The organism is Mesorhizobium terrae (genome assembly GCF_008727715.1).
GTDB lineage: Bacteria > Pseudomonadota > Alphaproteobacteria > Rhizobiales > Rhizobiaceae > Mesorhizobium > Mesorhizobium terrae.
On sequence record NZ_CP044218.1, the window covers coordinates 3,908,620 to 3,933,437 of the forward strand.

Annotated in this window: 23 protein-coding genes; 12 read left to right on the top strand and 11 right to left on the bottom strand. The window is 63.3% G+C overall.

Features of this window, described 5'->3' with window-relative positions; all coding sequences use genetic code 11:
- Nucleotides 1-349 precede the first annotated feature (349 nt).
- From FZF13_RS20045 to FZF13_RS20060, 4 genes are all read right to left on the bottom strand, one after another.
- Entirely contained in the window at nt 350-1,258 is a 909-nt protein-coding gene (locus tag FZF13_RS20045) for a fatty acid desaturase (protein WP_210270964.1), read from the bottom strand.
- A 53-nt stretch (nt 1,259-1,311) separates the two neighbouring features.
- Nucleotides 1,312-2,091, bottom strand: a complete 780-nt coding sequence (locus FZF13_RS20050; RefSeq protein WP_024926821.1) for a formyl transferase — start codon at nt 2,089-2,091, stop codon at nt 1,312-1,314.
- Between the two features lie 117 nt (nt 2,092-2,208).
- Nucleotides 2,209-2,784, bottom strand: a complete 576-nt coding sequence (locus FZF13_RS20055; protein ID WP_024926822.1) for a DUF4893 domain-containing protein — start codon at nt 2,782-2,784, stop codon at nt 2,209-2,211.
- A gap of 128 nt (nt 2,785-2,912) precedes the next feature.
- Entirely contained in the window at nt 2,913-3,593 is a 681-nt protein-coding gene (locus FZF13_RS20060) for a DUF1638 domain-containing protein (protein WP_024926823.1), read from the bottom strand.
- 104 nt (nt 3,594-3,697) lie between these two features.
- On the opposite strand from FZF13_RS20060, the gene FZF13_RS20065 reads away from it, so the two are divergent.
- Nucleotides 3,698-3,832 (top strand): entericidin A/B family lipoprotein, encoded by a 135-nt coding sequence (locus FZF13_RS20065; protein WP_065998064.1) that lies wholly within the window; start codon nt 3,698-3,700, stop codon nt 3,830-3,832.
- A gap of 58 nt (nt 3,833-3,890) precedes the next feature.
- Here the strand turns inward: FZF13_RS20065 and FZF13_RS20070 are convergent, their stop codons facing one another.
- Nucleotides 3,891-4,589: a corrinoid protein gene (locus FZF13_RS20070; protein ID WP_024926824.1), complete on the bottom strand. Its 699-nt coding sequence runs from the start codon at nt 4,587-4,589 to the stop codon at nt 3,891-3,893.
- Nucleotides 4,590-4,842: 253 nt separating this feature from the next.
- On the opposite strand from FZF13_RS20070, the gene FZF13_RS20075 reads away from it, so the two are divergent.
- The 9 genes from FZF13_RS20075 (at nt 4,843) to FZF13_RS20115 (ending at nt 14,706) form a co-directional block, all read left to right on the top strand.
- A complete protein-coding gene (locus FZF13_RS20075) occupies nt 4,843-6,417 on the top strand; it encodes a trimethylamine methyltransferase family protein (RefSeq protein WP_024926825.1) in 1,575 nt (524 codons plus the stop codon).
- A 130-nt stretch (nt 6,418-6,547) separates the two neighbouring features.
- Nucleotides 6,548-7,267 carry a hypothetical protein gene (locus FZF13_RS20080; protein ID WP_373426366.1) on the top strand — a complete coding sequence of 240 codons (720 nt, stop codon included), beginning with the start codon at nt 6,548-6,550 and terminating at the stop codon, nt 7,265-7,267.
- Nucleotides 7,268-7,438: 171 nt separating this feature from the next.
- On the top strand, nt 7,439-8,116 hold the full coding sequence (locus FZF13_RS20085; protein WP_024926827.1) for a FadR/GntR family transcriptional regulator: 678 nt from the start codon (nt 7,439-7,441) through the stop codon (nt 8,114-8,116).
- Nucleotides 8,113-9,426 (top strand): CynX/NimT family MFS transporter, encoded by a 1,314-nt coding sequence (locus tag FZF13_RS20090; RefSeq protein WP_024926828.1) that lies wholly within the window; start codon nt 8,113-8,115, stop codon nt 9,424-9,426. The genes FZF13_RS20085 and FZF13_RS20090 overlap by 4 nt, the downstream gene beginning before the upstream one ends.
- Nucleotides 9,427-9,494: 68 nt before the next feature.
- Nucleotides 9,495-10,235: a dienelactone hydrolase family protein gene (locus FZF13_RS20095; protein ID WP_373426365.1), complete on the top strand. Its 741-nt coding sequence runs from the start codon at nt 9,495-9,497 to the stop codon at nt 10,233-10,235.
- A 93-nt stretch (nt 10,236-10,328) separates the two neighbouring features.
- A complete protein-coding gene (locus FZF13_RS20100; protein ID WP_024926830.1) occupies nt 10,329-11,507 on the top strand; it encodes a BaiN/RdsA family NAD(P)/FAD-dependent oxidoreductase in 1,179 nt (392 codons plus the stop codon).
- A 55-nt stretch (nt 11,508-11,562) separates the two neighbouring features.
- The gene (locus tag FZF13_RS20105; protein WP_024926831.1) at nt 11,563-12,126 is read left to right on the top strand and encodes an RNA polymerase sigma factor; all 564 of its coding nucleotides are present in this window, start codon (nt 11,563-11,565) and stop codon (nt 12,124-12,126) included.
- Nucleotides 12,127-12,128: 2 nt separating this feature from the next.
- The gene (locus FZF13_RS20110; protein WP_024926832.1) at nt 12,129-14,216 is read left to right on the top strand and encodes a vWA domain-containing protein; all 2,088 of its coding nucleotides are present in this window, start codon (nt 12,129-12,131) and stop codon (nt 14,214-14,216) included.
- 304 nt (nt 14,217-14,520) lie between these two features.
- Nucleotides 14,521-14,706 carry a hypothetical protein gene (locus tag FZF13_RS20115; protein WP_024926833.1) on the top strand — a complete coding sequence of 62 codons (186 nt, stop codon included), beginning with the start codon at nt 14,521-14,523 and terminating at the stop codon, nt 14,704-14,706.
- Between the two features lie 20 nt (nt 14,707-14,726).
- On the opposite strand, the gene bmt is transcribed toward FZF13_RS20115, so the two are convergent.
- The 3 genes from bmt to FZF13_RS20130 all read right to left on the bottom strand — a co-directional run bounded on the left by bmt (nt 14,727) and on the right by FZF13_RS20130 (nt 17,369).
- Nucleotides 14,727-15,749, bottom strand: a complete 1,023-nt coding sequence (gene bmt / locus FZF13_RS20120) for a betaine--homocysteine S-methyltransferase (protein WP_024926834.1) — start codon at nt 15,747-15,749, stop codon at nt 14,727-14,729.
- 121 nt (nt 15,750-15,870) lie between these two features.
- Entirely contained in the window at nt 15,871-16,473 is a 603-nt protein-coding gene (locus FZF13_RS20125) for a DUF1989 domain-containing protein (RefSeq protein ID WP_024926835.1), read from the bottom strand.
- A 38-nt stretch (nt 16,474-16,511) separates the two neighbouring features.
- The gene (locus tag FZF13_RS20130; protein ID WP_024926836.1) at nt 16,512-17,369 is read right to left on the bottom strand and encodes a helix-turn-helix domain-containing protein; all 858 of its coding nucleotides are present in this window, start codon (nt 17,367-17,369) and stop codon (nt 16,512-16,514) included.
- Between the two features lie 232 nt (nt 17,370-17,601).
- On the opposite strand from FZF13_RS20130, the gene FZF13_RS20135 reads away from it, so the two are divergent.
- Together FZF13_RS20135 and FZF13_RS20140 are read left to right on the top strand one after the other, a co-directional pair.
- Nucleotides 17,602-18,612 (top strand): fatty acid desaturase, encoded by a 1,011-nt coding sequence (locus FZF13_RS20135; RefSeq protein WP_024926837.1) that lies wholly within the window; start codon nt 17,602-17,604, stop codon nt 18,610-18,612.
- Between the two features lie 77 nt (nt 18,613-18,689).
- The gene (locus FZF13_RS20140) at nt 18,690-19,544 is read left to right on the top strand and encodes a phosphate/phosphite/phosphonate ABC transporter substrate-binding protein (RefSeq protein ID WP_024926838.1); all 855 of its coding nucleotides are present in this window, start codon (nt 18,690-18,692) and stop codon (nt 19,542-19,544) included.
- Nucleotides 19,545-19,567: 23 nt separating this feature from the next.
- Here FZF13_RS20140 and FZF13_RS20145 read toward each other — a convergent pair whose 3' ends face one another.
- The 3 genes from FZF13_RS20145 to FZF13_RS20155 form a co-directional block, all read right to left on the bottom strand.
- Nucleotides 19,568-20,593, bottom strand: coding sequence for a purine-nucleoside phosphorylase (locus FZF13_RS20145; RefSeq protein ID WP_024926839.1), 1,026 nt, complete (start codon nt 20,591-20,593; stop codon nt 19,568-19,570).
- Between the two features lie 110 nt (nt 20,594-20,703).
- Nucleotides 20,704-22,071 carry a M24 family metallopeptidase gene (locus tag FZF13_RS20150; RefSeq protein WP_024926840.1) on the bottom strand — a complete coding sequence of 456 codons (1,368 nt, stop codon included), beginning with the start codon at nt 22,069-22,071 and terminating at the stop codon, nt 20,704-20,706.
- 107 nt (nt 22,072-22,178) lie between these two features.
- Entirely contained in the window at nt 22,179-24,764 is a 2,586-nt protein-coding gene (locus FZF13_RS20155) for a GcvT family protein (RefSeq protein ID WP_024926841.1), read from the bottom strand.
- Nucleotides 24,765-24,818 lie beyond the last annotated feature (54 nt).

Genomic DNA, 24,818 nt, shown 5'->3' on the forward strand with positions numbered 1-24,818 from the left:
CGGTCTGCGTGCGGAATATTCGCGCGGGTTCCGGGTCGTCGTTCTCGCTCTATCTCGTCCACTACCCAGTGATCGGGTATTTCGAGTCCGAGTAAGTGTCGGGCGTGGCCTTCAACGACACTGTTGCCGCGAATCTCCTCGCCTGGACGGCGCAGCTCTGCGCGATCGCTGCCGCGACATGCACTTTTTACACGCTCGTCGAAGCGCCATTCCATCGATTGGCGCGAAGGCCGGGAACCAGACATTCGCGCAACCGCGCGACGGAAGAAGCGCTGACCAGTAGCTGATCGTCCGGTTTTACCAGCATCGATGCCGCCTGGTGAATTCCATGTGATCTCTCGCGGTCTTGCTACTCAGGTTTGCCGAGGTTGGCGACAAGCTTGCGGTGGAAGCGCACATAACCGCGCTCGGTCGAGCGCAGATGTTCGGCGATGATCCTGTGAAAGCGCGGTAGGCGGTGGAACGGCACCGCCGGGTAGGAATGATGTTCGGCATGGTAGGGCATGTTCCACGCCACGAAACGAACGATTGCCGTGGTGAAGGTGGTGCGCGTGTTCTCCAGCATGTTGGAGACATGCGGGCAGCGTGTGTGTTCGGCCAAAAGATAGGTGCGCAGGAACGGCTGGCCGATCAATACCGGCACAATCCATGTCCAGAGCAGTGCCGTCGACTGCAGCAGGACCGAACCGGCGAACATCAGGGCATAGAGAGCGAGGAACCAGCGAGCCTCGGACAATACTTTGGCGCGGCCTTTTTCAGGCACGAAGGAATCGCTGTTTCGACCGAGCGCATTGGCTGTGACCACCTTCGCCATGCCGCTCCAATACGGCCAGCCCGACAGGTAGCGCAGATATTGCGCGATCGTCTCCGGTTTCGGGCTCATCAGCTCCGGGTCGTTGTCGGGGTCGTGCGTGTAGCGGTGATGGGCGAAGTGGAAATAGCGGAACCATGCCGGCGGCAACAGAATGAGGAAGCCGCTAACAACCGCAACGATGCGGTTCAGCTTTTCCGTGCGGAACGCCGTCTCATGGATGGTCTCGTGCAGCAGCGTGAACAGGAAGACGATCAGGATGCCGAGCGGCAGCATCAGAACGGGCCAGAACGGCACCTTGAGCAGGATGAGGATGGCAAGCAGCACGATCAGCCCGCCATGGGCGGCGAGCCGCAGCACGCCTGGCGCATCCTGTTTTTCGGTGAGGTCGCGCCGATCCTCGGTCGAGAGGGACGCGATGATCTGCCGGTGGTCAATCTCAGCCATGATCGAAGTCTAACGCTCGCCTGTCCTTAGGTAAACGAGCGGACCGTTCTGGCCTACCAGATGCCACGCCGTATCCCGGTCCATAGGTAGGACCAGATCGTCGGGTGAAACCAGATTCGCGAAGGCAGGCCAGGATCGAACGGTTCGATGCGACCGGCCAGCACCTTCTCGATCACCTCGATGCAGGCATCGCGTGAAATCGCGGCCTGGCGCAGCGGATAGGACGAGATGGTGTCGCCATGCTCCGGTTTGCCGCGGGTGTGGCGCAGCACCGCTCCGGTGTCGACGCCGGCGTCGACGAGATGCACGGTGGTGCCGAAGTTCTGCGCGTCGTTGTTCGCCAGCGCCCAATAGGCGCCGTTCATGCCGCGGTACTTCGGGTTGATGCCTGCGTGATAGTTGATGACCGGGCAGGGGATGGATGCCAGTGTCTCGCTGGTCAGCACCCGGCAGCCCGCGAGCAACACGACGCTCGGTCTGATATCGGCAATGGCTTCGACCGTCTGTGGCGCATTGGCGGAAGGCACCTGCACGATGTGCTGGTTCGGTGCCGGTTCGGTCTTCAAATTGTATTCAGCTACGATTTCCTCGACATGGCTGGCGCCGAAACGCTTGCCGAGGCGAACCAGCACCATGGTTCCCATCTGGCCGAGCACCGAGATCCAGCCCTGCCGGCGGGCACGGCGCTTAAGCAGCAGCCATTTCGAGATCGGCGTTTCCAGAATAACCGTCACCGGGCCAAAGCGATCGGCAATGGCATTGACGATCGCCCAGATGTGTCCGCCGCCCTCGGTAACAATGACGATGGGCGCGGTGCCCGCAACTTCGCTCATTCCTGAAAGTCCAACCGTTCGACGCGGAGTAGCGCCTTTCGAAGTCGTGCCGCGCCATCATTCTCGACGGCGCGGGTTAATCCTTTATGTCAGCTTATGTGCACAAACCGCAGGCCGTCAGCGTTTGAATTCGATGATGTCGAGCTTGGATTCGTAATAGGGCGCCGGAAACTCGATCCGCCAGGCATTGGCGCCGGTGCGGAAGGCATAGCCGGCCTGATCGGTCTTCGGTCCGGCGCCATAACGCTTGGGCTTTTCACCCGCGACGAAGCCGGAACCGAGATAGATCGAGCGTTTTTCGCCGTCGTCGTAGAAGCGGCCGCTGGTACGCTGCGAGCCTGTAGTCTTCTCTAGCATCCAGCCGGAGCCGTCGTCGCTGATACGGCACTTGAACCAGCCATAGATGACGAGCGGGCCAAGTCCTCCGGCCTTGATGGTGCGGCATTGCCACATGCCGGTGAGATCCTTGTTGGAGAAAGCGACCATCGGCCTGGCCAGGACTTCATCCAGTTCCTTCACCTCGGCGGGCTGGCCCGCCTTCGCTTCCGCCAGGGCAGCTTTTCGGGTTTCGCCATATTGGGCGAGCCGTGTCTTGTCGGCGGCAGTCATGATCTTCTGCACGGTGCCATCGGCATGGGCGGAGCCGGTCGCCAGGGTGGCGGCGACCGCAAACATGATGGCTCGCAAAGTCATGATTTCCCCCGGTATTTCGATCAAGCGCCCCGTTGCGCGACTTATAGCGCAAGCAGCGGCCAGAAAACCAGAGCGTGAGTGTTGCCGGTGTTAGGCCATTTTCTGACCTGGTCGCCTCGGTGGCGCGTTCAGCGGGTCGCCGCGGCAAGAATGGCCGGGGCAAGATCGCCATAGCCGGTGAAGCGGTATTCGTAGTCGAGGCCCAGATAGTCGGCCGCCCATTTCGCCTTTTTCTGGAGATCCTCGTCCTCAGTCTGCGCCAGATAGACGATCTTGGTATAGTTGCCGAACACCATGCTGATCAGTTCGGGATGCTTGTCCAGCTTGAGCGGCTCGATGACGAAGGCCTCGAACTGGCGGGTGATGAGGTCGGTCAGGTAGAACGCCGTGAATTCGGTGTCGACGATCTTGGCAAATGCGTCGTTGCCGCTGAAGAAAGCGTAGCAATGTGGGCCGCCGATGCGCTCGATGCCTTCCTCGGCGCAAATCTTGTCGAGCTCGCCGCGCGTGCCGCATTCAGCATAGCCGATGAAAATACGCCGGTAGCCCTCGTCGCGTGCCTTGCTGATCGCCTCGCGCATGGCCGGGGCGATCTTGTCGGGATAGACGTGCCAGATCGCCGGCAGGCAAATCAGGTCGACGTGATCGAGGTTGTTGGCCCTGCAAACGGCGAGCACTTCGCGGGCAATGGCACCGCAGGCGATGACGCGCACGCGCTGGGCAAGCGGCGCGGTTGCGCGAACTTCGCCATCCTTGGTGATGACGGCGTCGGCGATGGTTGTCGCATCGAGGTTCTGTCTTGCCGCCATGGCGGATCGCTCCAACATCGCCGGACACACTCGGCATCGCCGTGGAACAGGTTTATCCTTGTCGCGTTGATGTCTGTTGCATCGCTACAATGGAGACACCGTCCATGAAACTGTCACGCATCGTACCGCTCGCCGTCATCGCCGTGGCACTCGCGTTGTCCGGCTGCGCCAACACGGTCCGCGGCGTCGGCAAGGACGTCAAAAGCACGGCCCACGCTGTCAAGCAAACCCTGCAGTAGCCGACCCTGACAATCTGGTGACAAAAAGGCCGCGCTGCAAGGCGCGGCCTTTTCGTGATCAGGCGGAAGCGCGCAGATTGTGCTTGCGCTTCATGAAGTCCTTGGCGGTCTCGACCGCCACGGCCGCGTCGCGGCAATAGGCATCTGCCCCGACGGCCTTGCCGAATTCCTCGTTCAGCGGCGCGCCGCCGACCAGGACGACGTAGTCGTCGCGAATGCCCTTTTCCTTCATCGTGTCGATGACCACCTTCATGTAGGGCATGGTGGTGGTGAGCAGAGCCGACATGCCGATGATGTCGGGCTGGTGCTGCTCGATCGCCTCGAGATACTTCTCGACCGGATTGTTGATGCCGAGGTCGATGACGTCGAAGCCGGCACCTTCCATCATCATGCCGACAAGGTTCTTGCCGATGTCGTGGATATCGCCCTTGACGGTACCGATGACCAGCTTGCCCTGCTTCGGCGCGCCGGTGGCGGCGAGCAGCGGGCGCAGGATATGCATGCCGGCCTTCATAGCGTTGGCCGACAAAAGCACTTCCGGCACGAACAGGATGCCATCGCGGAAATCCTCGCCGACGATGCGCATGCCTTCGACCAGCGCTTCGGTAAGCACCGCGTAAGGTGCCCAACCGCGCTCCAGAAGGATGTTGGTGCCTTCCTCGATTTCCTCCTTCAGACCGTCATAGAGGTCGTCGTGCATCTGCTGCACAAGTTCCTCATCGGAGAGCTCGGAAAGGATGATCTCGTCGTCGGACATTGCTGATCCATCTCCCTGCGGCCGCGCGACTGTGTCGCAAGGCATCAAACGTCGCGTCAATACCTACCCTGCGACGACGCGCATCCATAGCTGATTTGCGACTTTCCGCAAAAGGAAAGCGACCGGGAATCTGTTGTTCTTCTTGTCGATTTTGCGACAGGCGTTGGCGCTCTCTGGCCGTTTCCGATAGGGTGCATGGCTACGATCCGGAGAGGGACCGCCGGACGGTCGAAGGATTCAAGGAAGAACCATTATGAGCGAGAACGCGGCGGTCGATCAGGAAGCGGCGGGCGGCAGGCGAGGGCGCGGTGCCAGTGGTGGCGCGGCTGCGCGGCGTGCGGCGCGCAGCGGCGGCGGACCGGGCACGCAGCTCACCTATATCCGGCGCAAGATCAAGGTTTACGAAGTGCTGGACGAGGAAGGCCTGGCGCTCATCGAGAAGAACGCCGACACGGTGCTTGAAGAGACCGGCATCGAATTCCGCGACGATGCCGAGGCGTTGGCGCTGTGGAAAGAGGCCGGGGCCGACGTCAAGGGCGAACGCGTGCGCTTCCCGCGTGGCCTGTGCCGCTCCCTGCTCAAGACCGCGCCGAGCCAGTATATCCAGCACGCGCGCAACAGCGAGCGCTCGGTGCAGATCGGCGGCAACGCCACGGTGTTCGCGCCGGTCTATGGCCCGCCCTTCGTGCGCGACCTCGACGGCAATCGCCGCTATGCGACGATCGAGGATTTCCGCAATTTCGTGAAGCTTGCCTATATGGCGCCGTCCATCCACCACTCGGGTGGCACGGTTTGCGAGCCGGTCGACGTGCCGGTGAACAAGCGCCATCTCGACATGATCTATAGCCACATCAAATATTCGGACAAGCCGTTCATGGGTTCGGTGACGGCGCCGGAACGCGCCGAGGATACGGTGGCGATGGCGAAAATCGTGTTCGGCGACGATTTCGTCGACCAGAACACAGTGCTGACCAGCCTGATCAACGCCAATTCGCCGATGGTGTTCGACGAGACCATGCTCGGCGCGCTGAAGGTTTACGCCCGCAACAACCAGGCCTGCATCGTCACGCCGTTCATCCTGGCCGGTGCGATGAGCCCGGTGACGGTTGCCGGCACGCTGACGCAGGTTCTGGCCGAGGTGCTGGCCGGTGCTTCTTTCACGCAGCTTATCCGGCCGGGTGCGCCGGTGCTGTTCGGCACCTTTGCTTCGTCCATCTCCATGCAGTCGGGTGCGCCGACTTTCGGCACGCCGGAACCGTCACTGGTCTCCTACGGCGCGGCGCAGCTGGCACGCCGGCTCGGGCTGCCGTTCCGTACCGGCGGTTCGCTCTGCGCCTCGAAAGTGCCCGACGCGCAGGCCGCCTACGAGAGTGCCAACACGCTGAACTCCACGCTTCTTGCCGGCACCAATTTCGTCCTCCATTCGGCAGGCTGGCTCGAGGGCGGCCTCGCCTCCTGCTATGAAAAGTTCATGATGGACATCGACCAGCTCGGCATGAGCCAAAAGTTCGCCGAGGGCGTCGATCTCTCCGAAAACGGCCAGGCGATGGATGCCATTCGCCAGGTCGGCCCGGGCAGCCATTTCCTCGGCTGCGATCACACCCAGGCCAATTTCCAGACGGCTTTCTACCGCTCGTCCATCGCCGACAACAATTCCTACGAGCAGTGGCTGGCCGAAGGTCAGAAGACCGCGCCGCAGCGGGCCAACGAGCTCGCCCGCCGCTGGCTGGAAAGCTACGAGGCGCCGCATCTTGATGAGGGCCTCGACGAGGCATTGCAGGCCTTCATCGCCAAGAAGAAGGAGTCGATGCCCGACGCCTTCACGTGAAAGGAGCCCGATTCAGGCGGGGCTAAAGTCGCCAACATCATTCACAAGGAAGTCTGGCGCAGCGCTTTCAAGCAGCCAGGCGAGGGATGATGCTGGGCAGCAAGCCGGATCGGAGCGCGGAGATATTGGTGTGAGCAGCCATCGTGCCCCACCGGCTTCTTCAGCCGATGACCTGAAGTCGCGGAATATCGCAACCCAACTCGCCGCGCACGGTCTCATCCTGCGCGGCGGTTTTGTTTTCGGCGTTGACGACGAGGCGCCAATCGGCCCCACCGGCGCCCCTGCAAAATCCGTCTTTCTGGTCGGTCAGGCGGGAGCAGCACCCTGGCCGCATTTCCTGGAGTGGCGGCAGCGGCAACCGCGGCGGCTCGACAACCCGCTCGACACGTGGTCGCGGGGCGTCATTGACGGTGTCGCGGCAAGTTTCGGCGCGCGAGCCGTCTATCCATCCGAAAAGCCCTACATGCCGTTCCAGCAATGGGCGATGCGGGCGGAGGGGTTGAAGCCGTCGCCGCTCGGCATCCTCATGCATCCTGAATATGGCCTGTGGCATGCCTACCGCGGCGCGCTGCTGTTCGCCGATGAGGTTTTGATTCAAACACCTGAGAAGCCGATTCATCTTTGCAGCCTATGTGTCGGAAAACCTTGCCTGAAATCCTGTCCCGTCGATGCCTATTCGGCGGATGGTTTTGCCTATGACGCCTGTCTTGCGCATGTGCATGGGGCCGTAGGCGAACCTTGCCGGAGCGGCGGGTGTCTGGATCGCAACGCTTGTCCTTTTGGGGTCGCGTATCGTTACCCTCCGGAGGTGCAAGCCTTTCATATGGCGAGCTTTGCCGGATTGGCCTGAACGCCGGCGATTGTCGGAATGGGCGAGGCCGCGCCTGTTCGCATGTAACGGACCGGCTCAACCGCGTGATCTGGCCCAATCGTTCCACCATAGTCGGCAGCCTTGCGCGATTGACCAGACGCAATGATGGGCCTACTCATCAAGTCATCTGATGACTTGATGAGTGTATCCATGCAACCGGCGACCCGAACCAATCTCACGGACTCAGCGACGGAAAACCTGCGCGCCGAAATCGTCGGCGGCCGCTGGCCAGTGGGGGATCGCATCCCCAACGAGGCTGCCTTATCGGAACAGCTTTCGGTCAGCCGCGGAACCGTGCGGGAGGCGGTCCGGGCCCTGGTCTCGCAAGGCCTTCTCGACACCCGGCAGGGATCGGGCACCTATGTGCGCTCGGCCATCGATCCGGCCGGACCGCTGTTGCGGGTCCGGCATGCCTGCCTGCGCGACCAGTGGGAGGCGCGCACGGCGCTCGACATCGAGGCGGCGCGGCTGGCGGCATTGCGCCATGCGCCCGCCGATATCGCGCGGCTTCGGCAACTGCTCGAACAGCGTGGCGACAGCGCGGATGGGGGCCAGGAAAGCTTCGTCTGCCGCGACCTCGCTTTCCACAAGGCGATCGTGGCGATGTCAGGCAACCGGGCGCTGGTGGAACTCTATGATTTCTTCACTGCCGCCATCGCCGAAACCATCCAGGCCACCTTGGGCGACGATCTTCCGGAACCCGATGCATCGGCGCATGCGCTGGTGATCGAGGCCATCGCCTCCGGCGACCCCGATCGCGCGGGTGCGACGGTGCGCGCCTTCATGGCACCGGTGCTTCTCCAGCTCGACCGGATGCTTGCGCAATGAACCAGACTTTTCGCCAATCCGGCAAGAAGGCCGGGGTTTCCGCGACGGACGGTATCGACGATCAATTCGTCGACGCCGAGGTCGACAGCCTGCCGCCGCCGCAACCGCCGGTTCTTGCAAGCCGTGGCGCCCGCATCCTGCTCGGCGCCAGCCTGGTGCTGATCGCCTTCAACCTGCGCCCGCTGTTTTCCAGCCTTTCGGTGCTTCTGCCCGAGGTGATGCAGGCAACCGGCCTGTCCAGCACCGGCGCCTCACTTTTGACGACGTTGCCGGTGGTCTGTCTCGGCGTCTTCGCGCCTTTCGCGCCGAAGCTGGCACAGCGCAACGGCGCCGAACGCGTTTTGCTCGGGGTTCTGGTGCTGGTCACCCTCGGCACGGCGCTGCGTGGCTTCGGATCGGTGCCGCTGCTGTTTGCCGCCACGTTCATCACCGGGGCCGCCATCGCCATAGGCAATGTGCTTTTGCCGGGACTGGTGAAGCGCGACTTTCCCGACAACATGGCATTGATGACCGGCCTCTATACGATGGCGCTGTGCGCGGGGGCTGCCGCGGCGTCGGGCCTGACGCTGCCGGTCGAACATTACGTCACCGGCTCCTGGGCTGGTGCGCTCGCCGCCTGGGCGGTGCCGGCGCTGGCCGTGTTGCTGCTCTGGCTGCCGCAGGCTCTGACTAGCCGCAGTAAGGCCAGCCACAGCGGGTTTCGCGTCACCGGCCTGTGGCGCGATCGGCTGGCCTGGCAGGTCACGCTGTTCATGGGCCTGCAGTCGGCGCTGGCCTACAGCATCTTCGGCTGGCTGGCGCCGATCCTGCGCGAACGCGGCTTCGACGCCACCGCCGCTGGCGCCATCGTCTCGGTCTCGGTGATGGCGCAGGTCGTCACCTGTCTTGCGGTGCCGCCGATCGCCGTGCGCTGCCGCAACCAGAGCGCGGTCAATGTCGTACTGGTCACCATCGCGGTCGCGGCATTGCTCGGCATCCTGTTTGCGCCAACCTCGATGGTGTTGCCGCTTGCTGTCCTGCAGGGCATCGGCCAGGGTGGGCTGATCGCGGCGGCGATGACGGTGATCGTGTTGCGTTCGCCCGATCCGCATGTGGCGGCGCATCTGTCCGGCATGGCACAGGGTGTCGGTTATGTGCTGGCGGCGATCGGGCCATTGCTGGTGGGATTGATCCATGGCTGGGCCGGCAGCTTCGCCGCCGCGGCCATCCTGTTCGTGGCGCTTGGTCTCGGCGTCGCCGTCATGGGGTTCGGCGCGGGCAGGGCGTCGCTGGTCGGCGCCCGCACGATACGCATTGAGGATCGAGGCTAGCGCGGCGCTTGCCCTGCGCTGCGTGGCCTCTATCTATCGCGGCTGAGCAACCCGCTAGGAGACGTATGGTGAGTTCGGTCGACAGACGCGACATCGATATCAAGACGGCGGACGGCATCGCCAAAGCGGCGCTGTTCGGTGCCGGTGGTGGGGCGAAGGCCGGCGTCATCCTCTACATGGACGCCTTCGGCCCGCGACCCGCGCTGTATTCGATGGCCGAGCGCCTAGCCGGTCACGGTTATGCGGTGCAGGTGCCGGACCTGCTCTATCGCAATGCGCCCTATGGACCGTTCGACGCCAAGACGGCCTTTGTCGAGGAGAAGAGCAAGGCCGTGCTGATGGCGATGATCGGCGGCTTGACGCAGGAGATGACGGTTCGCGACAGCGGCGCCTTCATTTCGGCGCTGGAGGCTACGGGCATAAAGGGACCGATCGGCGTCGTAGGTTACTGCATGGGCGGCGGGCGCGCCCTCAATGCCGCAGCCGCCTATCCCGACAAGATCGCCGCCGCCGCCAGTTTCCACGGCGGCCGGCTGGGCACGGATGCGCCGGACAGCCCGGCAACGAATGCTGGCAAGATCAAGGCTCGGGTTTATGTCGGCTCGGCCGGCGTCGACGGCAGTTTCCCGCCGGAGCAGTCGGCTCGGCTGGCGCAGGCGCTGCGCGAGGCACAAGTCGACCACATCATCGAGAACTATGTCGGCATGCAGCATGGCTGGTGCGTATCCGATCACAGCGTCTTCGATGTTACCGGTAGCGAACGACACTGGAAGCGGCTCGTCGCCTTTTTTGGTGAAACACTGGGCTAGTCCAGACTTTGCCAATTCCGCCGCGGTTGGCTATCAGGCCGGCGGTGCGCCCAAATTGTCGGGCGGCCAGTTCTCAGTTGCGGAACCCCCCAAATGCATTCTTTCGATGTCATCGTGATCGGCGCGGGTGCAGCCGGCATGATGTGCGCAGCCGAGGCGGGCAAGCGCGGCCGCTCCGTGCTGATCATCGATCATGCCTCGGTGCCTGGCGAGAAGATCCGCATCTCCGGCGGCGGACGTTGCAACTTCACCAACATCCACGCCAGTCCGAAGAGCTTCCTGTCGCAGAATCCGCATTTCTGCATCTCGCCGCTCAGCCGCTACACCCAGAAGAATTTCATCGGGCTCGTCGAGCGCTACGGCATCGCCTATCACGAAAAGACGCTTGGCCAGCTGTTCTGCGACGGTTCGGCGCGCCAGATCATCGACATGCTTGTCACCGAAATGCGGGACGGCGGCGTCGAGATGCGGTTTGCTACCTCGGTCGAGAGCGTGGTGCCTGCGGATGATGGTTTCGAACTGAAGCTCAACAGCGGCAAGACGCGCTGCAAGTCGCTGGTGATCGCTTGCGGCGGCAAGTCGATCCCCAAAATGGGCGCTACCGGCTTCGGCTATGAGCTCGCCGAGCAGTTCGATCTCCCCATCGTCGAGACGCGCCCGGCGCTGGTGCCGCTCACCTTCGACGCAAACACGCTGGCAAAGCTAGCGCCACTGTCGGGGGTTGCCGTCGACGCCGAGGTTTCCTGTGGCAAGACGCGCTTTGGCGAGGCGATGCTGTTCACCCATCGCGGCATCAGCGGCCCATCCATCCTGCAAATCTCCTCCTACTGGCGCGAGGGCGACGAGATCTCTATCTCGATGCTGCCGGGCGCCGATGTTGCAGCCATCCTGCGCGACGCCAAGCGGATGAATGGCCGCCAGGCGGTGCAGACCGTGCTTGGCGCGCATTTGCCCAAGAAGCTGGCGCAGACAATCGCTGAGCGGCTCGGCTTCAACGGCAATCTGGCCGATCTCAACGATGCTCACCTGAAAGCGGTCGATGCCGCGGTGAACCAGTGGCGTATCAAGCCAGCGGGTTCCGAGGGCTATCGCACGGCCGAGGTAACGCTTGGCGGCGTCGACACCAAGGCGCTCGACCAGAAGACCATGCAGGCGAAGTCGGTGCCCGGGCTCTATTTCATCGGCGAGGTCGTCGACGTCACCGGCTGGCTCGGCGGCTACAATTTCCAGTGGGCGTGGTCATCAGGCTGGGTCGCCGGGCAGGCGGTGTGAAAATTTTCTTTTGACGACCCCAAGGATTGACCCGAACGCAACGTCCAACCGACAAATGACGGCGATGATGCTGGACGACGAGGCATCCGACACCGAGCTGATCGGGCGGGCCAGACAGGGAGACAGGGGAGCGTTCGGCCTGCTGGTCGAGCGGCACTATGACTTTGTCTATCGAGTCGCCTATCGCTGGTGTGGACGCCGCGCCGATGCCGAGGACATCGCCCAGGATGTCTGCGTGCGGCTCGGCCGCGCGATCCGCGATTATCGCGGTGGCGCGGCCTTCACTTCCTGGCTTTACGCGGTGACGCTGAACGCCGCCCGCGATCTTGCCCGCAAGAGTGCTCGAGAAAGCGCCAAGACCGAAGCCTATGGCAGCCACGCGCTGATCTTCGGACAGGCGCAGGCGGCGGAGGCGGGCGATCCGACGGAAGCGCTATGGGCGGCAGTGCGGCAATTGCCGGACAAGCAGCGGGAGGCCGTGCTGCTGGTCTATGGCGAAGGGCTCGCCCATGCGGCGGCGGCCGAGGCGATGGCGATCTCGGAGGCAACGGTTTCCTGGCACATCCATGAAGCGAAGAAACGGCTGAAGGTTCTCGTGAACTCAGCCGGGGAAGTGTGACCATGGTCGACGATGACGAACTGAAAAAGTTGCGCGGCGCGCCGCTGCCTGCACACGGCGCTGAGGCGCGGGCGCAGGCGCTCGCCGCCGCGATGGCGGCTTTCGACGAAAAAATCGAAACCGCCCCCCAAGGAATGGCGGCGCGGCCGCGTCTCACCTCCCGAGCACTCACGCTCTGGAGAGAGATCATGCAGAAGAAGCTCATCGCCACGCCGGCCATTGCCGGTCTCGTCGCGCTGCCGATCGCCGGTTACACGGCTTTCCACCTGATGCAGGAACAGCGCGGCGCTCCTGAAGCCGGCATTCCGGTGACCGAGACATTGGCCGACAAGCCAGTTGCGACCAAACAGGATGCCGCAGCCGTGGCGCAAAGCCAGGCGCAGCCTGCGGACGAGGCCAGCCCGGCACAGCCGGCAATCGCGCCTGCCGCACCGGCGCCAAAGCCCGAATTCTCTGCGGCGGACGGTCGTTTGACGGCGGCTCCGCGCAGCGGGCTGATCAGGATGAAGCATGCCGAGGCGAAACCGGCCGCGCCGGCGCAGGCCCCAATGATGGAAAGCGAAAGCGCTGATGCGGTGGCGCGAAATTCGGCCAACACGACGCTGACGGCGGAGCCGCTGGCAGCACCGATGCCAGCACCGATGCCGGGCGATGTCATGGCGCCTAGCCAGGAAAACCGCGATCGCATCCAGGACTTCAAGACCAACCCGGTGCGCTCGGCGAAGGAAGACTCTGTCTCGACCTTCTCCATCGATGTCGACACGGCGTCCTATTCCTATGTGCGCCGGTCGCTGAAGGAAGGGCTGCTACCGCAGGCTGACACCGTCCGCGTCGAGGAGATGGTCAATTACTTCCCTTATGACTGGAAGGGGCCTACCGAGGCCAAGACGCCGTTCAACACGACGGTTAGCGTCATGCCGGCGCCATGGAATGCACAGCACAAGCTGATGCATGTCGCCATCAAGGGCTACGATATGCAGCCGGCGGTGCAGCCGAAGGCCAATCTGGTCTTTCTCATCGATGTGTCGGGATCGATGGACGAACCCGACAAGCTGCCGCTGCTAAAATCGGCCTTCCGGCTGCTGGTCAACAAACTCAAGGCCGATGACACCGTCTCCATCGTCACCTATGCCGGCGATGTCGGCACGGTGCTGGAACCAACCAAGGCGGCCGAGAGGGATAAGATACTCAGGGCTATCGACACGCTGACGCCGGGCGGTTCGACCGCTGGCGAGGCCGGCATCCGCGAAGCCTACAGGCTGGCGCAGAAATCGTTCGTCAAGGGCGGCGTCAACCGGGTCATGCTCGCCACCGACGGCGACTTCAATGTCGGCCAGAGCGACGACGATGATCTCAAGCGCCTGATCGAGAAGGAACGCGGGACCGGAGTATTCCTGTCCGTGTTCGGTTTCGGCAGTGGCAATCTCAACGATCAGATGATGCAGACCATCGCCCAGAACGGCAACGGCACCGCCGCCTATATCGACACGCTGGCCGAAGCAGAGAAGGTGCTGGTTCAGGAGGCGACCTCGACGCTGTTTCCGATCGCCAAGGACGTGAAGATCCAGGTCGAGTTCAATCCGGACAAAGTCTCGGAGTACCGGCTGATCGGCTACGAGACGCGCGCCTTGAACCGTGAGGATTTCAACAATGATCGCGTCGATGCCGGCGAGATCGGCTCCGGCCATTCGGTGACAGCGATCTACGAACTGACGCCGAAGGGCGCGCCACAGCAGGTCGACGATCTGCGCTATGGCGAGGCGGCGACGAGCAATGGCGGCGTCGCCAATGCCGACGAATATGCTTTCGTCAAAATCCGCTACAAGCTGCCGGAGGAGGATACGTCGAAGCTCATCACCACGCCGGTGACCGGCACCAACGAAGTCGCCTCCTTTGATGCGGCCAGTACCGACCAGCGCTTTTCCGTGGCTGTGGCTGCTTTCGGCCAGAAGCTGCGCGACGAGGATGCGACGGCGACGTTCGGCTACGACCGTATCCAGGAGATCGCGAACGCCGCGCGTGGCGCCGATCCGTTCGGCTACCGTGCTGAATTCCTGTCGCTGGTGCGGTTGGCGGCGGCGATGAAGTGACCGGCTGTCCTCTCCCCGTCATGGCGGGGAGAGGACCTTACCCAACTGAGATTTTCCCGGGAGATGCTGCGTCCACAACGCCGCGCGGCGACGGGCGGTTTTGGTCGTTTGCCCCGGTTTTTCCGACGATCGTTAAAAAGCAATCCAGTTTCGACACTGCACTGCAACATGACCAGGGGTAATGGTCGTGGCAGGGACGGTCATCAAGGGTTCGGACGTGCGCATAGACGGAAATATGAATTGGGTTCAGACGACAAGAACGCAGGCCACCGAGCCGACGGGAACATCACAATCGACTAGCAGCATGAGCAGGGATGTCGAGACGGCGCGCAAAACGGCGCTGTCCGCGCTCACCAATGAACGTTTCCGTGCAGCCCTTGAACAGCTCAGCGATCCGCGCGCATCGGAAAAAATAGCGCTGATGCGCAGCGATGGGCCGTCGGCCGATCTCGGCACGGCGCAAGCACGCTACGCCGACAACAACAACTAGGAAAAGCGCTTCCGCTCGGGTCAGGGGCGCGTGCGACGGCGTTCGCGGCGGCCTTCGGCGGTTTCCGCGGTGTTCGGCGTCGCTGCCTTGTTGCGCAGCGGGCCGATGCGTTCGACGATCGTCTCGAGCGTCGGGCGCTGTGCCTTCTTGTGTACGTCGAGCGCCTTGCGCATGGCGGCCAGATGCAGGAACGACGTGCCACAGCAGCCGCCAACAATGCTGGCGCCGCCATCGATGGCCAGGCGCACGTAGTCGGCCATCAATTCCGGCGTTCCGGAATAGTGGATCTCGGTGCCGCGGAATTCCGGGATGCCGCAATTGCCCTTGACGATGACGGTCGCTTCCGGCTTTGCCTCGGTCATGTCAAGCAGCGAAGCCAGGATGTCGGAAGCACCGACGCCGCAATTGGCACCAACGCCGAGCGGAGCTTCGGCGAGACCGTCGGCGACGGCGTGGATGTCCTTCGGCAGCAGGCCCATCATGGTGCGGCCGGCGGTGTCGAAGGAACCGGTATAGGTATAGGGCAGGCCGACACGGATGGCGGCCTCGGCGGCGGCTCGGATCTCGTCCGGAGCCGACATGGTCTCGATCCAGGCGACTTCGGCGCCACCGGCCTTCAGGCCCTCGATCTGCTCGGCAAAGGCGTCGACGGCTTCCTCATAGCTCAGTGCGCCGAGCGGGATCAGCAGTTCGCCGGTCGGGCCGACCGAGCCGGCGACGATGACGCGGCGGCCGACCTTGTCGGCGACGGCACGGGCGATCTCGGCGGCGCGCTTGTTGAGTTCGAAAACGCGGTCCTGGGCATGATGCAGCTTCAGCCGATGACGCGTGCCGCCGAAGGAATTGGTGAGGATGATGTCGGCGCCGGCATCGACGAACCCCTGATGCAGCCTGGTGATGGTTTCCGGCGCGGTCTCGTTGAGGATTTCCGGCGCCTCGCCGGCCGGCAGGCCCATGGCGAACAGATTGGTGCCGGTGGCGCCGTCGGCCAGAAGCACACCCTTTTCCGCGATCAGGGCTTCGATCGGATTTGTGCTCGTCATGGCGCGCGCTTTCAACGTGGATTCAGGTAAAATGGATTTCAAATAAGGATATAAAGAAGTCTTTATGTGAAGTCAATCGAAGGCGCGGCCGGCGGCACGTCTTCGACGACGGTGCTTCCGGTCAGGCGGGCAGCACCTCGACCTCGATTTCGGTGCAGGCATCGCCATTGGTCGGGTGATGGTCGACCGAGCATGCGGTGACGACGATAAGCAAGTCGCGCTCGGCGCGCAGCGTCACCGAGCCGCCGGGCGGGTTGATCGAGGCGTCGACCAGCAGCACGCCGTCCACCGTCGGCAGCGAATTCTGGAAAAAATCCACAGGGTCCGGCGTGAAGGGTAGCGAAATGCCTTCGCCGGCGAGCGCCTTGTGCAGGTTGTCCTGGCAACTCGGATGGTGATCGTGGAAGCCGGCGCGCCGGTAGAGCGCTGCGTTGCAGGCGGGGAAGAGCATGTCGTGCGGGCCTGGCGAATCGTTGGCCATCAGCGTCAGCAGCGGCTCGCCGGTGGTGCCGTAGAAATGCTCGCCGATTGCCGGAAACAGCCGCTCGGTGATGTCTCGCGTGTTCGAGGTGCTCAGCCAGTCGAGTTCGTCGCCGGTGACGAAGGCCCACAGGTCGGCGACCTGTTGTCCCTTGGGATCGACGATGCGGATCTGTTCGCCCTTGGCGACGCGCAGGGCACGGCCGGACTGCGGCGGAACGACGATGTGGCGGGCACTTGGCAAGGATGGCTCCTGTGTTGATCGACCGCCTGAGGTAGCAGTCAGCCGCGCGAAACGGCAAGCGGCAAGTCGGCCAGCCGCTGCGCGAAGGCTGCCGCCTCATGCGCGTTGATCTCGGCTGCGCGGATCAGATTGTCGAAATGGCCGGTCAGCGTGCGGATCGGCTGGGTGGCGTTGAGCACGATGTACATGTCGCCGACATAGATCGCGGCCCGGTACGGTCCGAAGATCGTATAGGGGATCGAATAACGCATGCGCCCGTCATAGAGATAGAGGCGAAAGGTCGGGTAGAGGTCGTCGAGCAGGGCGGCCATGTGCAAGAGCTGCTCGCGGCGTTCTTCCGGCGGGAAGGCGTCCCACACGCCCAATCCGCGCGCGAAGATTTCAAGCGTGTGGCGCGGCATGCAGACTTCCATGTCAGTTTCGGGGCGCCGGCTGTAGTCGATGCGGTATTGGGTTTCGCCGGCCTGTGCCTGTCGGCTCTTGTTGGAAATGCCGGCCTCATAGTCGACCAGCGCCTCGGTGCGCAAAAGGTCAGGAATGCCGGCCGGCACGTAGCGGATCTTGGTTCCCGCAGCCTCGGCGTGCCATTTGGCGATCAGCGTGCGTTCGAAGCCTCCTGATGCTTCCTCGATCTCCAGGCTTTCGCGGATTTCGCCCGTCACGCCCTCGTCTTGGGAGAGGCCGAGCAGCCAGTCGAGCGACACCTTGAACTCGGCGGCGATGTTGAGCAGCGTTTCGGCGCGCGGCAGGCGGGTTGAGGCGCCCGACAGCAGTTGCGACAGCGCCGAACGGTCGATGCCCACGGCTGAAGCGAAGGCTGACTGGTTGAGGTCGGAGCGTGTCAAGAGCAATTTCAACCGCTCGCGGAACACGGTCGAGAGGTCGCGCTTGTCCATCGAGGTTGTTCTCCGCCAGGTAGCATAATGTTTTACGCTAGAGCGTATTACCGCGCCGCAACGTGTATTTGAATCTCACCGCTTGTTCACTAAATATAACACTTGATGGCAAAGGTGCGCAATCTCAACATTTTGTGCGCTTTGTCGCGTTGTGACAGCGTGTGACTGCTGACACAATGCTGTCAGGAATCGGGAGCGGTTCCGACACCTGGACGGGGCAGTGGTCGATAGCATGGCGAAGAAGCGTAACAAGGTTAGCAGTCAACCGGCGGTCGAATGGCCGACCGTCTTTCTCGCCGCCGGCTGTTACGGCACCTGGCTCGCCGCAGGGTTTCTCATCTGGCCGTCTTATCCGCTCGTCGCGCTTGCCGTGCTGACGCTGATCGTGGCGTTGCAGTCCTCGCTGATCCACGAGGTCCTGCACGGCCATCCGACACGCAATGCGTTGGTCAACGAGGCCTTTGTCTTCGCGCCGATCGGCCTGGTCTGGCCGTTCCGACGCTTCAAGACGCTGCATCTGCGCCACCATTGCGACGAACGCCTGACCGACCCACTCGACGACCCGGAAAGCTACTACAAGGCGCTCTGGCATCATCACGACATGCCGGCGGCGATGCAGTTCCTGCTCAAAATCAACAACACGATGGTCGGCCGTTTCATCCTCGGCCCCTGGCTTTCGGTGATCGGTTTCTTCATTGACGATGCCAAGCAGATGCTGGCCGGAGACAAGACGATCCAAAAGGCCTGGTTGCTGCACGCGGTCGGGCTCGCCATCGTTGTGCCGGTGATCCAGTTCGGCTTCGGCATGCCGCTGTGGCTCTACATTCTGGTGCCGATGTGGTTCGGCCAGTCGCTGATTTCGATCCGGACTTTCGCCGAGCATCAGTGGTCGGAGCGTCCGGAAGGCCGCACGGTGATCGTCGAGCGCTCGCCGCTATCCTTACTGTTCCTGAACAACAATCTGCACTTCGTGCATCACAAGAAGCCGACGGTTGCCTGGTACAAGTTGCCGAAGCTGTTCCGCGACGACCGCGAAAAATGGCTGAAGGCCAACAATGGCTATGCCTATCCGAACTATTTCGCGTTGCTGAAAGCCTATGCCTTCAAAGCCAAGGAGCCGATCGTGCATCCGGCGCTGCGGCGAGTGCCGGAAAAGGGCAGGGCGTTCACGCCGCGAGTCAGGGCGCATAATGTCAATGGTCTCGGCACCGCGCCGGTGCCGGCCGAGCCGCCCAAGGAGTGAGGCGCGTTCGCTCCTTGGGGTGATCGCATTCTTCCCGCCGCTTGAAACCCGCCACCAGCAACGATCATATCAGGTCCATGAGCAAATTCATTGCGGCGCTGCCGATGTATGACTGGCCCGAGATGCGCGCCGAGGTCGACGCGCAATGGGCGACGATCCGGGACGCCTTGCGGCATGCCGGTATCGATGCGCCGGAAAGGATCGTGCGGCGCAATGCCGATCTGCCGGCGGTTGCCGGCGGCCTGCGCGACGCTTCCGGTAAGGTCGTGATGCCCGATCCGGTGACACTGCCGCCGGACGAGCTCGATTTCCACGCGGTGTGGCTGCATCCGGCACTGCTTTTCGCGCAGACTTGCTGGGGGCCGATGGAGCTCGGACTGGAGCGCCACGTGCAGGTGATCGGCCAGCCGAGCTATGACGGTATGGAAGGCGGCCGGGGCGGCCTCTATTCCAGCGCCATCGTCATGCGGCAACCGGCGCAACACGTTGCCGCGCCCACCAATGGCAAGGCGGTGATGCCGCTGGAGCTTCTTCGCGGCAAGCGCTTCGCCTTCAACAGCCTGGATTCGATGTCCGGCATCATCGCCATCACACGCGACCTGCAGGCGGCCGGCGAAGGCCTCGACATCTTTTCCGAGCGCATCGAAAGCGGCGGCCATCGCAACTCCATCGTGGAGGTGGCCGAGGGGCGAGCCGATGTCGCGACGATCGACTCCCGCAGTTGGGCCCAGGCGCAGCGTTTCGAGCCGCGGGCGAAGGACGTCGCTGTCGTCGGCTGGACAGCGCAGCGCAAGGGCTTGCCTTACATCACGGCGCGCAGTGCAACGTCGGCCCTGCTGGCAAAACTGCGCGAGGCGGTCTCCCCAGCCAGCAAGGCGGAACTGATCGCCGGCCAAGATCGTCTGGAAAACCAGGCGCCAGGCGCCTGGTGAGCCTTTTCAGACGCAGCGTTCGACTATTTCGCGGGCACGCCCTTCTGCCATTCCGCCCAGTCGGTGATGACGGTGTCGGCGAATTTGGAGCCCACCCGGTACGCATTGGCGGTTGCCGGGCCGAAGCCGCCCGAGTTGGCGCTGAGCGATTCAACCGCCGTCTTGCCTTCCGGTTCACGGTCGAAGTTGGAGGCCGTGCGCAAGAGTGCAATGCGGTCGAACTGCAGGAGACCGGCGTCGGCGCCGCGTTGAAGGGCCGTCAGAGAGGCGTTGTCTTCCATCTGCGTGGTGCAATAGTTGCCGGCGCCGTCGGTCAGCAGGGATACCCATTTGCCCATGCTTTCCGCCGTCTTGGTGCCATGCCAATAGGTATCGGTCGACAGCGTGTCGCAGATGCTTACGGTGGGGGCGGCATTGCCGGGAGCCGTCTTGTAAACGGCGCGATAGGCCTTGGCTTCATCGCTGTCGGCAAGCTCCACCTTGCTGGTCAGGGCGAGCGCCTTGTCGGCCAACTTTTCGTTCAGTTTGTACACCTCGGTGCCCGAACCCCATTTGGGCTTCTCGCCCGGCTTCTTAGCACCAAGCGCGACGACGCCATCCGGCCAGTCGACCGGAATCTGGCGTGGATCGATTTCGTGGCGCAGCCCTGCGTCGACCGCGAAACGTGCCCAGTGCGCGGAACCCAGCGTGCCATCGCTCGGATCAACCCCGGCTATGCCGGCAATCAGGATATAGCTCTGCTTGAGGTCGAAAAGGCCGCTGTAAACAAGCGCGGAGACCGAGCTGGCAGCGTTGGCGTAGCCCATGGCGGTCGTCATCACGCACAGGCCGGCAGCATCGCAAGCGACCTCCGGGTACTCCTTCGACAGGCCGGGGACCTTCACCTTGGTGTCGAGCTTGCGTCCTTCCAGCCAGGGTTTCGCTTCGCCGCCGAACATGGTGATGACGAGGACTTTCGGCGCGATCGGCTGCTCGGCATGGGCTGCGGGCACGGTTGAAACGAGAGTGGCGGCGAGCGCGGCGAGGCCGAAGCGGGAGGATGAGGACATGAGGTTTGTTCCGGTATGGGGCGGTTGTGCCGCCACTATCTCCGCCGGCATGGAGGTGAGCCATGCCGCGATTGGGACTTTCCACACCAAAATGGCAGGCCAGGAAGCACTTAGCCAGCAAGCAGCCTTTCGTCGAGCGGATAGGCGGAGAGCTGCCGGTTGCCGGTTTCGGTGATCAGCACCTGTTCCTCGATCTTGACGCCCTCGTGGCCGCCGAGCCGGCCAATGTAGCTCTCCACGCAGAGCACCATGCCAGGCTGCAAGACGCCGTCCGGCGTGTCGGCGATCCAGTCGGCTGCATGCGGCAAGGTCGGGTATTCGTCGGCGAGGCCGACGCCATGATAAAGCACGCCGTAGCGCGCGGGGAAGCAATCGTCCGGCGGGTTCTTCGAGCGCTCGGCCAGTTCGCGGAAGCCGGTGCCAGGCTGCATCAGCTCGGTGTTGTGGGCGATCTGCTCGGCGGCGATGCGGTAAAGGTCGTGCTGCTCGTTGCCGGGGCGACCGTCGCCGGCAAGCCAGGTGCGCGAAAGGTCGGCGCAGAAACCGTAGGGGCCGATCAGGTCGGTGTCGAAGGCGACGAGGTCGCCGGCCTCGATCTTTCGCGACGAGCACTCCTGGAACCAGGGATTGGTGCGCGGACCGGAGGATAGGAGCCGGGTTTCAATCCACTCGCCGCCGCGCGCGATGTTGCCGCGGTGCAGTTCGGCCCACAGTTCGTTTTCTGAAATGCCGGGCTTCAGCGCCGCTTCCATTTCCCCCATCGCGGCCTCGCAGGCGACGATGGCGCGGTGCATGCACAGGACCTCGTCGGGCGATTTGATCAGGCGCGCATTTTCCATCACCGCTTCGCCATTGCCGATGGTGATGCCGAGGCCGGCCAGTTCCGCCATGCCTTCGGGATTGAGGTGGTCGACGGCGATGCGCCGATTGCCGCCGCCATGTTCGCGCACCAAATCGGCGATGCCCGCGGCCCAGCGTTTGACGCGTTGCTCCGTCAACTCGCCGCCATAAAGATACATCCAGGAGACCGCCGGACGCACTTCGTCGACCACGCCGGAATGGTCGGACAGGTGCTCGCAGGAGAAATAGTCGAACAGCACCACCGGCCCTTCGGTGGCGACAAAGCAGTGGCGGGTTGGATTGTGCGCCACCCACAGCTGCATGTTGGTGGAATCTGTCGCGTAGCGGATGTTGACGGGATCGTAGAGCAGGGCGCCGGCATAGTCGCGGCGCTTCAGCTCGGCGCGGATGCGCTCAAGCCGGTATTTGCGCATCGCCGGCAGGTCGGGGGCAGGGATGCCGGCGGCGGCCCACTCCGCCTCGGCGACCGGGCCGTAGCCCAGGACATGCTGGTTGAGGGCGGCGGCTTTCTCGCGTGCCGCCGAACGCAAGGTCTCGGAACCGGACGGCGAAGAGCCGCCGCCCGGTTCGAATGGCATGATCTTGCGATGGCGGCCGAAGTTTGTGCCGGTGTTCATTGGAGGCCGCCGATCATTTCCGCTTCCTTCCGGCCCCTTGCAAGCGCGGGGCGTTCGCTACCGAAAAGCCAGGCAATTGACTTTTCGCCCGTCAAAGCGGTCGTCTCTCACCCGCGCATCTTTTCGCCACTCGGGTCGAACGGTGGCTCAACGTTGATGCGGGCGGGGCGGCGATGTCCGAGGATCTCGATCTCGAACATGCCAGCGGTTTCGTTCTCGGCAAGTGCTGCCGGCACGTAGCCCTGGGCCATGGATTTCTTGACATAGTGCGCATAGCCGCCCGACGTGATCCAGCCGACGACCCGCCATTCGCCGTCAACGATGCCGCGCACGGCGGAAGCGCCCTGCGCGGCCGTCGAGCCGCGTACTTCCTTGCCGGTCTCGTCGAAGCGTGGTGCCCCGTAGCCATGCGGCTTCTCGACCGTGCCGTAGTCGGTCGGCACCTTGGCCCATACCGGCTCGTCGCCCATCACGTCGGCGTCGGCGACATCGACAATGAAGGAGACACGGCGCAGCTTCGAACCTTGGCCGTTGGCCATTACCGCCTGTTCCTTGGCAGCGGCCTCGCGGCCGATGAAGTCGTTCTTCTCCATCTTGATAAAGCGGTCCATGCCGCCTTCGAACGGGCCGTAGATGGGGCGCAGTTCGCGGAACCAGGTGGGGAAGTTCTTTTCCAGGCGCATCGCAAGCAAGGCGCGCATGCCGAAATCGACGATGCCGAACTCCTCGCCGGCGCCCTTGATCGCCGCGTAGACCAGGCGCTGATAGGCCGGCGCCATCCAGATCTCGTAGCCGAGGTCGCCGGTATAGGTGATGCGGTTGACCATGCAGGGCGCGCCGCCGACGGCCATCTCGCGGAAGTCCATGAACTTGAAGGCCGTGGACGAGATGTCGACGTCAACCAGCTTCTGCAGCAGTTCCTGCGCCTTGGGGCCAGCGATCGAAAGGCCGACCAGCGTCTGGTCGAACCGGTGCAGAGCGACCGAGCCGTCCTTCGGCAGGTGCTTTTCGAACCAGCGCATGTGGTATTTCTGCGCCGCCGACGAGCCCCAGATCATAAATTTCTCTTCGTCGGTCTTGGCGATGGTGAAATCGCCGATCAGCTTGCCGAATTCGTTCAGCATCGGCGTCAGCACGATGCGGCCCTTCTTCGGCATGCGGTTGGTCATCAGGCGATTGAGGAAGTCCTCCGCGCTCGGGCCCGACACCTCATACTTGGCGAAGTTGGCGATCTCGGTGACACCGACGCGCTCGCGCACGGCGCGCACCTCGTTGCCGATATGCTCGAAATCGTTGGAGCGGTGGAAGGAAACGATGTCCTTCGGCTCGCTGCCCTTGGGGGCGAACCACAGCGGCGTTTCCAGACCCCACGAGTCGCCCATCACAGCGTTGTTTGCGACCATCGTGTCGTAGAGCGGCGTGGTCTGCGCCGGCCTTGCCGCTGGCAGTTCCTCGTTGGGGAAGCGGATGGAGAAGCGGCGCGAATAGTTTTCGCGCACCTTGGCGTTGGTGTAGCGCAGCGAGGCCCATTCGCCCCAGCGCGCGACATCCATGCCCCAGACGTCGAAGCCGGGATCGCCGTTCACCATCCAGTTCGACAGCGCCAGTCCGACGCCACCGCCCTGGCTGAACCCAGCCATGACCGCGCAGGCGCACCAGAAATTGGTGAGGCCCTGCACCGGGCCGACCAGCGGGTTGCCATCCGGCGCGAAGGTGAACGGGCCATTGATGATCTGCTTGATGCCGGCCTTCTCGATGCCGGGGAAATGCCTGAAGCCGATTTCCAGCGACGGCGCGATACGGTCGATGTCGGGCTGCAGCAGTTCGTGGCCGAAATTCCACGGCGTGTTGACCGGCGACCAAGGCTTGCAGGCCTTCTCATAGGTGCCGAGCAGGATGCCGTTGCGCTCCTGTCGCGTGTAGATCTCGCCCTTGAAGTCGAGCACGCCGACCATTTCACGGCCGGTTTCCTTGTTGAAGGCCTCGACCTCCGGCATCGGCTCGGTCAGCAGGTACATATGCTCCATGGCCAGCAGCGGCAGCTCGACGCCGACCATGCGGCCGACCTCGCGTGCCCACAAGCCGCCGCAGTTCACGACATGCTCGGCCTTGACCGTGCCCTGTTCGGTGATGACGTTCCAGGTGCCGTCCGGATCCTGCGTTAGCTCGACAACGCGGTTGCGCAAGACGATCTCTGCGCCGAGCTTCTTGGCGGCCTTGGCATAGGCGTGGGTGGTGCCGGAAGGGTCGAGATGGCCTTCCACCGGATCCCACATGGCGCCGACGAAGTGCTTCTCGTCCATCAGCGGGAACATCGCCTTGGCCTCGGCCGGCGTGATCAGCTCGGTGTCCATGCCGAGATAGCGGCCCTTGGCGTGAGCCAGTCGCAGGAAATCCATGCGCTCGGGACTGTCGGCCAGCATGACGCCGCCGGTCAGGTGCAGCGAGCAGGACTGGCCCGAAAGCTCTTCCAGCTCCTTGTAGAGCTGCACGGTATAGGCCTGCAGCTTGGCGACGTTGGGGTCGCCGTTCAGCGTGTGGAAGCCGCCGGCGGCATGCCAGGACGAGCCGGAGGTAAGTTCCGAGCGCTCGATCAGCATCACGTCTTTCCAGCCAGCCTTGGCCAGGTGGTAGAGGACCGAGCAGCCGACGACACCGCCGCCGATGACAACCGCTTTAGCGTGGGATTTCATGGTGTTGAGGCTCTCAATCTAACAAAATGAGTCAAGACGTTGATGCTCCTTGAT

Bases quoted from the DNA above. Each gene is read 5' to 3' on its own strand.
- FZF13_RS20150 (WP_024926840.1), bottom strand. From the start codon at position 22,071: ATGAACACCGGCACAAACTTCGGCCGCCATCGCAAGATCATGCCATTC.
- FZF13_RS20100 (WP_024926830.1), top strand. From the start codon at position 10,329: ATGCATTCTTTCGATGTCATCGTGATCGGCGCGGGTGCAGCCGGCATG.
- FZF13_RS20145 (WP_024926839.1), bottom strand. From the start codon at position 20,593: ATGTCCTCATCCTCCCGCTTCGGCCTCGCCGCGCTCGCCGCCACTCTC.
- FZF13_RS20130 (WP_024926836.1), bottom strand. From the start codon at position 17,369: ATGGACAAGCGCGACCTCTCGACCGTGTTCCGCGAGCGGTTGAAATTG.
- FZF13_RS20090 (WP_024926828.1), top strand. From the start codon at position 8,113: ATGAACCAGACTTTTCGCCAATCCGGCAAGAAGGCCGGGGTTTCCGCG.
- FZF13_RS20065 (WP_065998064.1), top strand. From the start codon at position 3,698: ATGAAACTGTCACGCATCGTACCGCTCGCCGTCATCGCCGTGGCACTC.
- FZF13_RS20105 (WP_024926831.1), top strand. From the start codon at position 11,563: ATGACGGCGATGATGCTGGACGACGAGGCATCCGACACCGAGCTGATC.
- FZF13_RS20135 (WP_024926837.1), top strand. From the start codon at position 17,602: ATGGCGAAGAAGCGTAACAAGGTTAGCAGTCAACCGGCGGTCGAATGG.
- FZF13_RS20060 (WP_024926823.1), bottom strand. From the start codon at position 3,593: ATGGCGGCAAGACAGAACCTCGATGCGACAACCATCGCCGACGCCGTC.
- FZF13_RS20070 (WP_024926824.1), bottom strand. From the start codon at position 4,589: ATGTCCGACGACGAGATCATCCTTTCCGAGCTCTCCGATGAGGAACTT.
- bmt (WP_024926834.1), bottom strand. From the start codon at position 15,749: ATGACGAGCACAAATCCGATCGAAGCCCTGATCGCGGAAAAGGGTGTG.
- FZF13_RS20140 (WP_024926838.1), top strand. From the start codon at position 18,690: ATGAGCAAATTCATTGCGGCGCTGCCGATGTATGACTGGCCCGAGATG.
- FZF13_RS20115 (WP_024926833.1), top strand. From the start codon at position 14,521: ATGAGCAGGGATGTCGAGACGGCGCGCAAAACGGCGCTGTCCGCGCTC.
- FZF13_RS20155 (WP_024926841.1), bottom strand. From the start codon at position 24,764: ATGAAATCCCACGCTAAAGCGGTTGTCATCGGCGGCGGTGTCGTCGGC.
- FZF13_RS20050 (WP_024926821.1), bottom strand. From the start codon at position 2,091: ATGAGCGAAGTTGCGGGCACCGCGCCCATCGTCATTGTTACCGAGGGC.
- FZF13_RS20085 (WP_024926827.1), top strand. From the start codon at position 7,439: ATGCAACCGGCGACCCGAACCAATCTCACGGACTCAGCGACGGAAAAC.
- FZF13_RS20075 (WP_024926825.1), top strand. From the start codon at position 4,843: ATGAGCGAGAACGCGGCGGTCGATCAGGAAGCGGCGGGCGGCAGGCGA.
- FZF13_RS20110 (WP_024926832.1), top strand. From the start codon at position 12,129: ATGGTCGACGATGACGAACTGAAAAAGTTGCGCGGCGCGCCGCTGCCT.
- FZF13_RS20055 (WP_024926822.1), bottom strand. From the start codon at position 2,784: ATGACTTTGCGAGCCATCATGTTTGCGGTCGCCGCCACCCTGGCGACC.
- FZF13_RS20045 (WP_210270964.1), bottom strand. From the start codon at position 1,258: ATGGCTGAGATTGACCACCGGCAGATCATCGCGTCCCTCTCGACCGAG.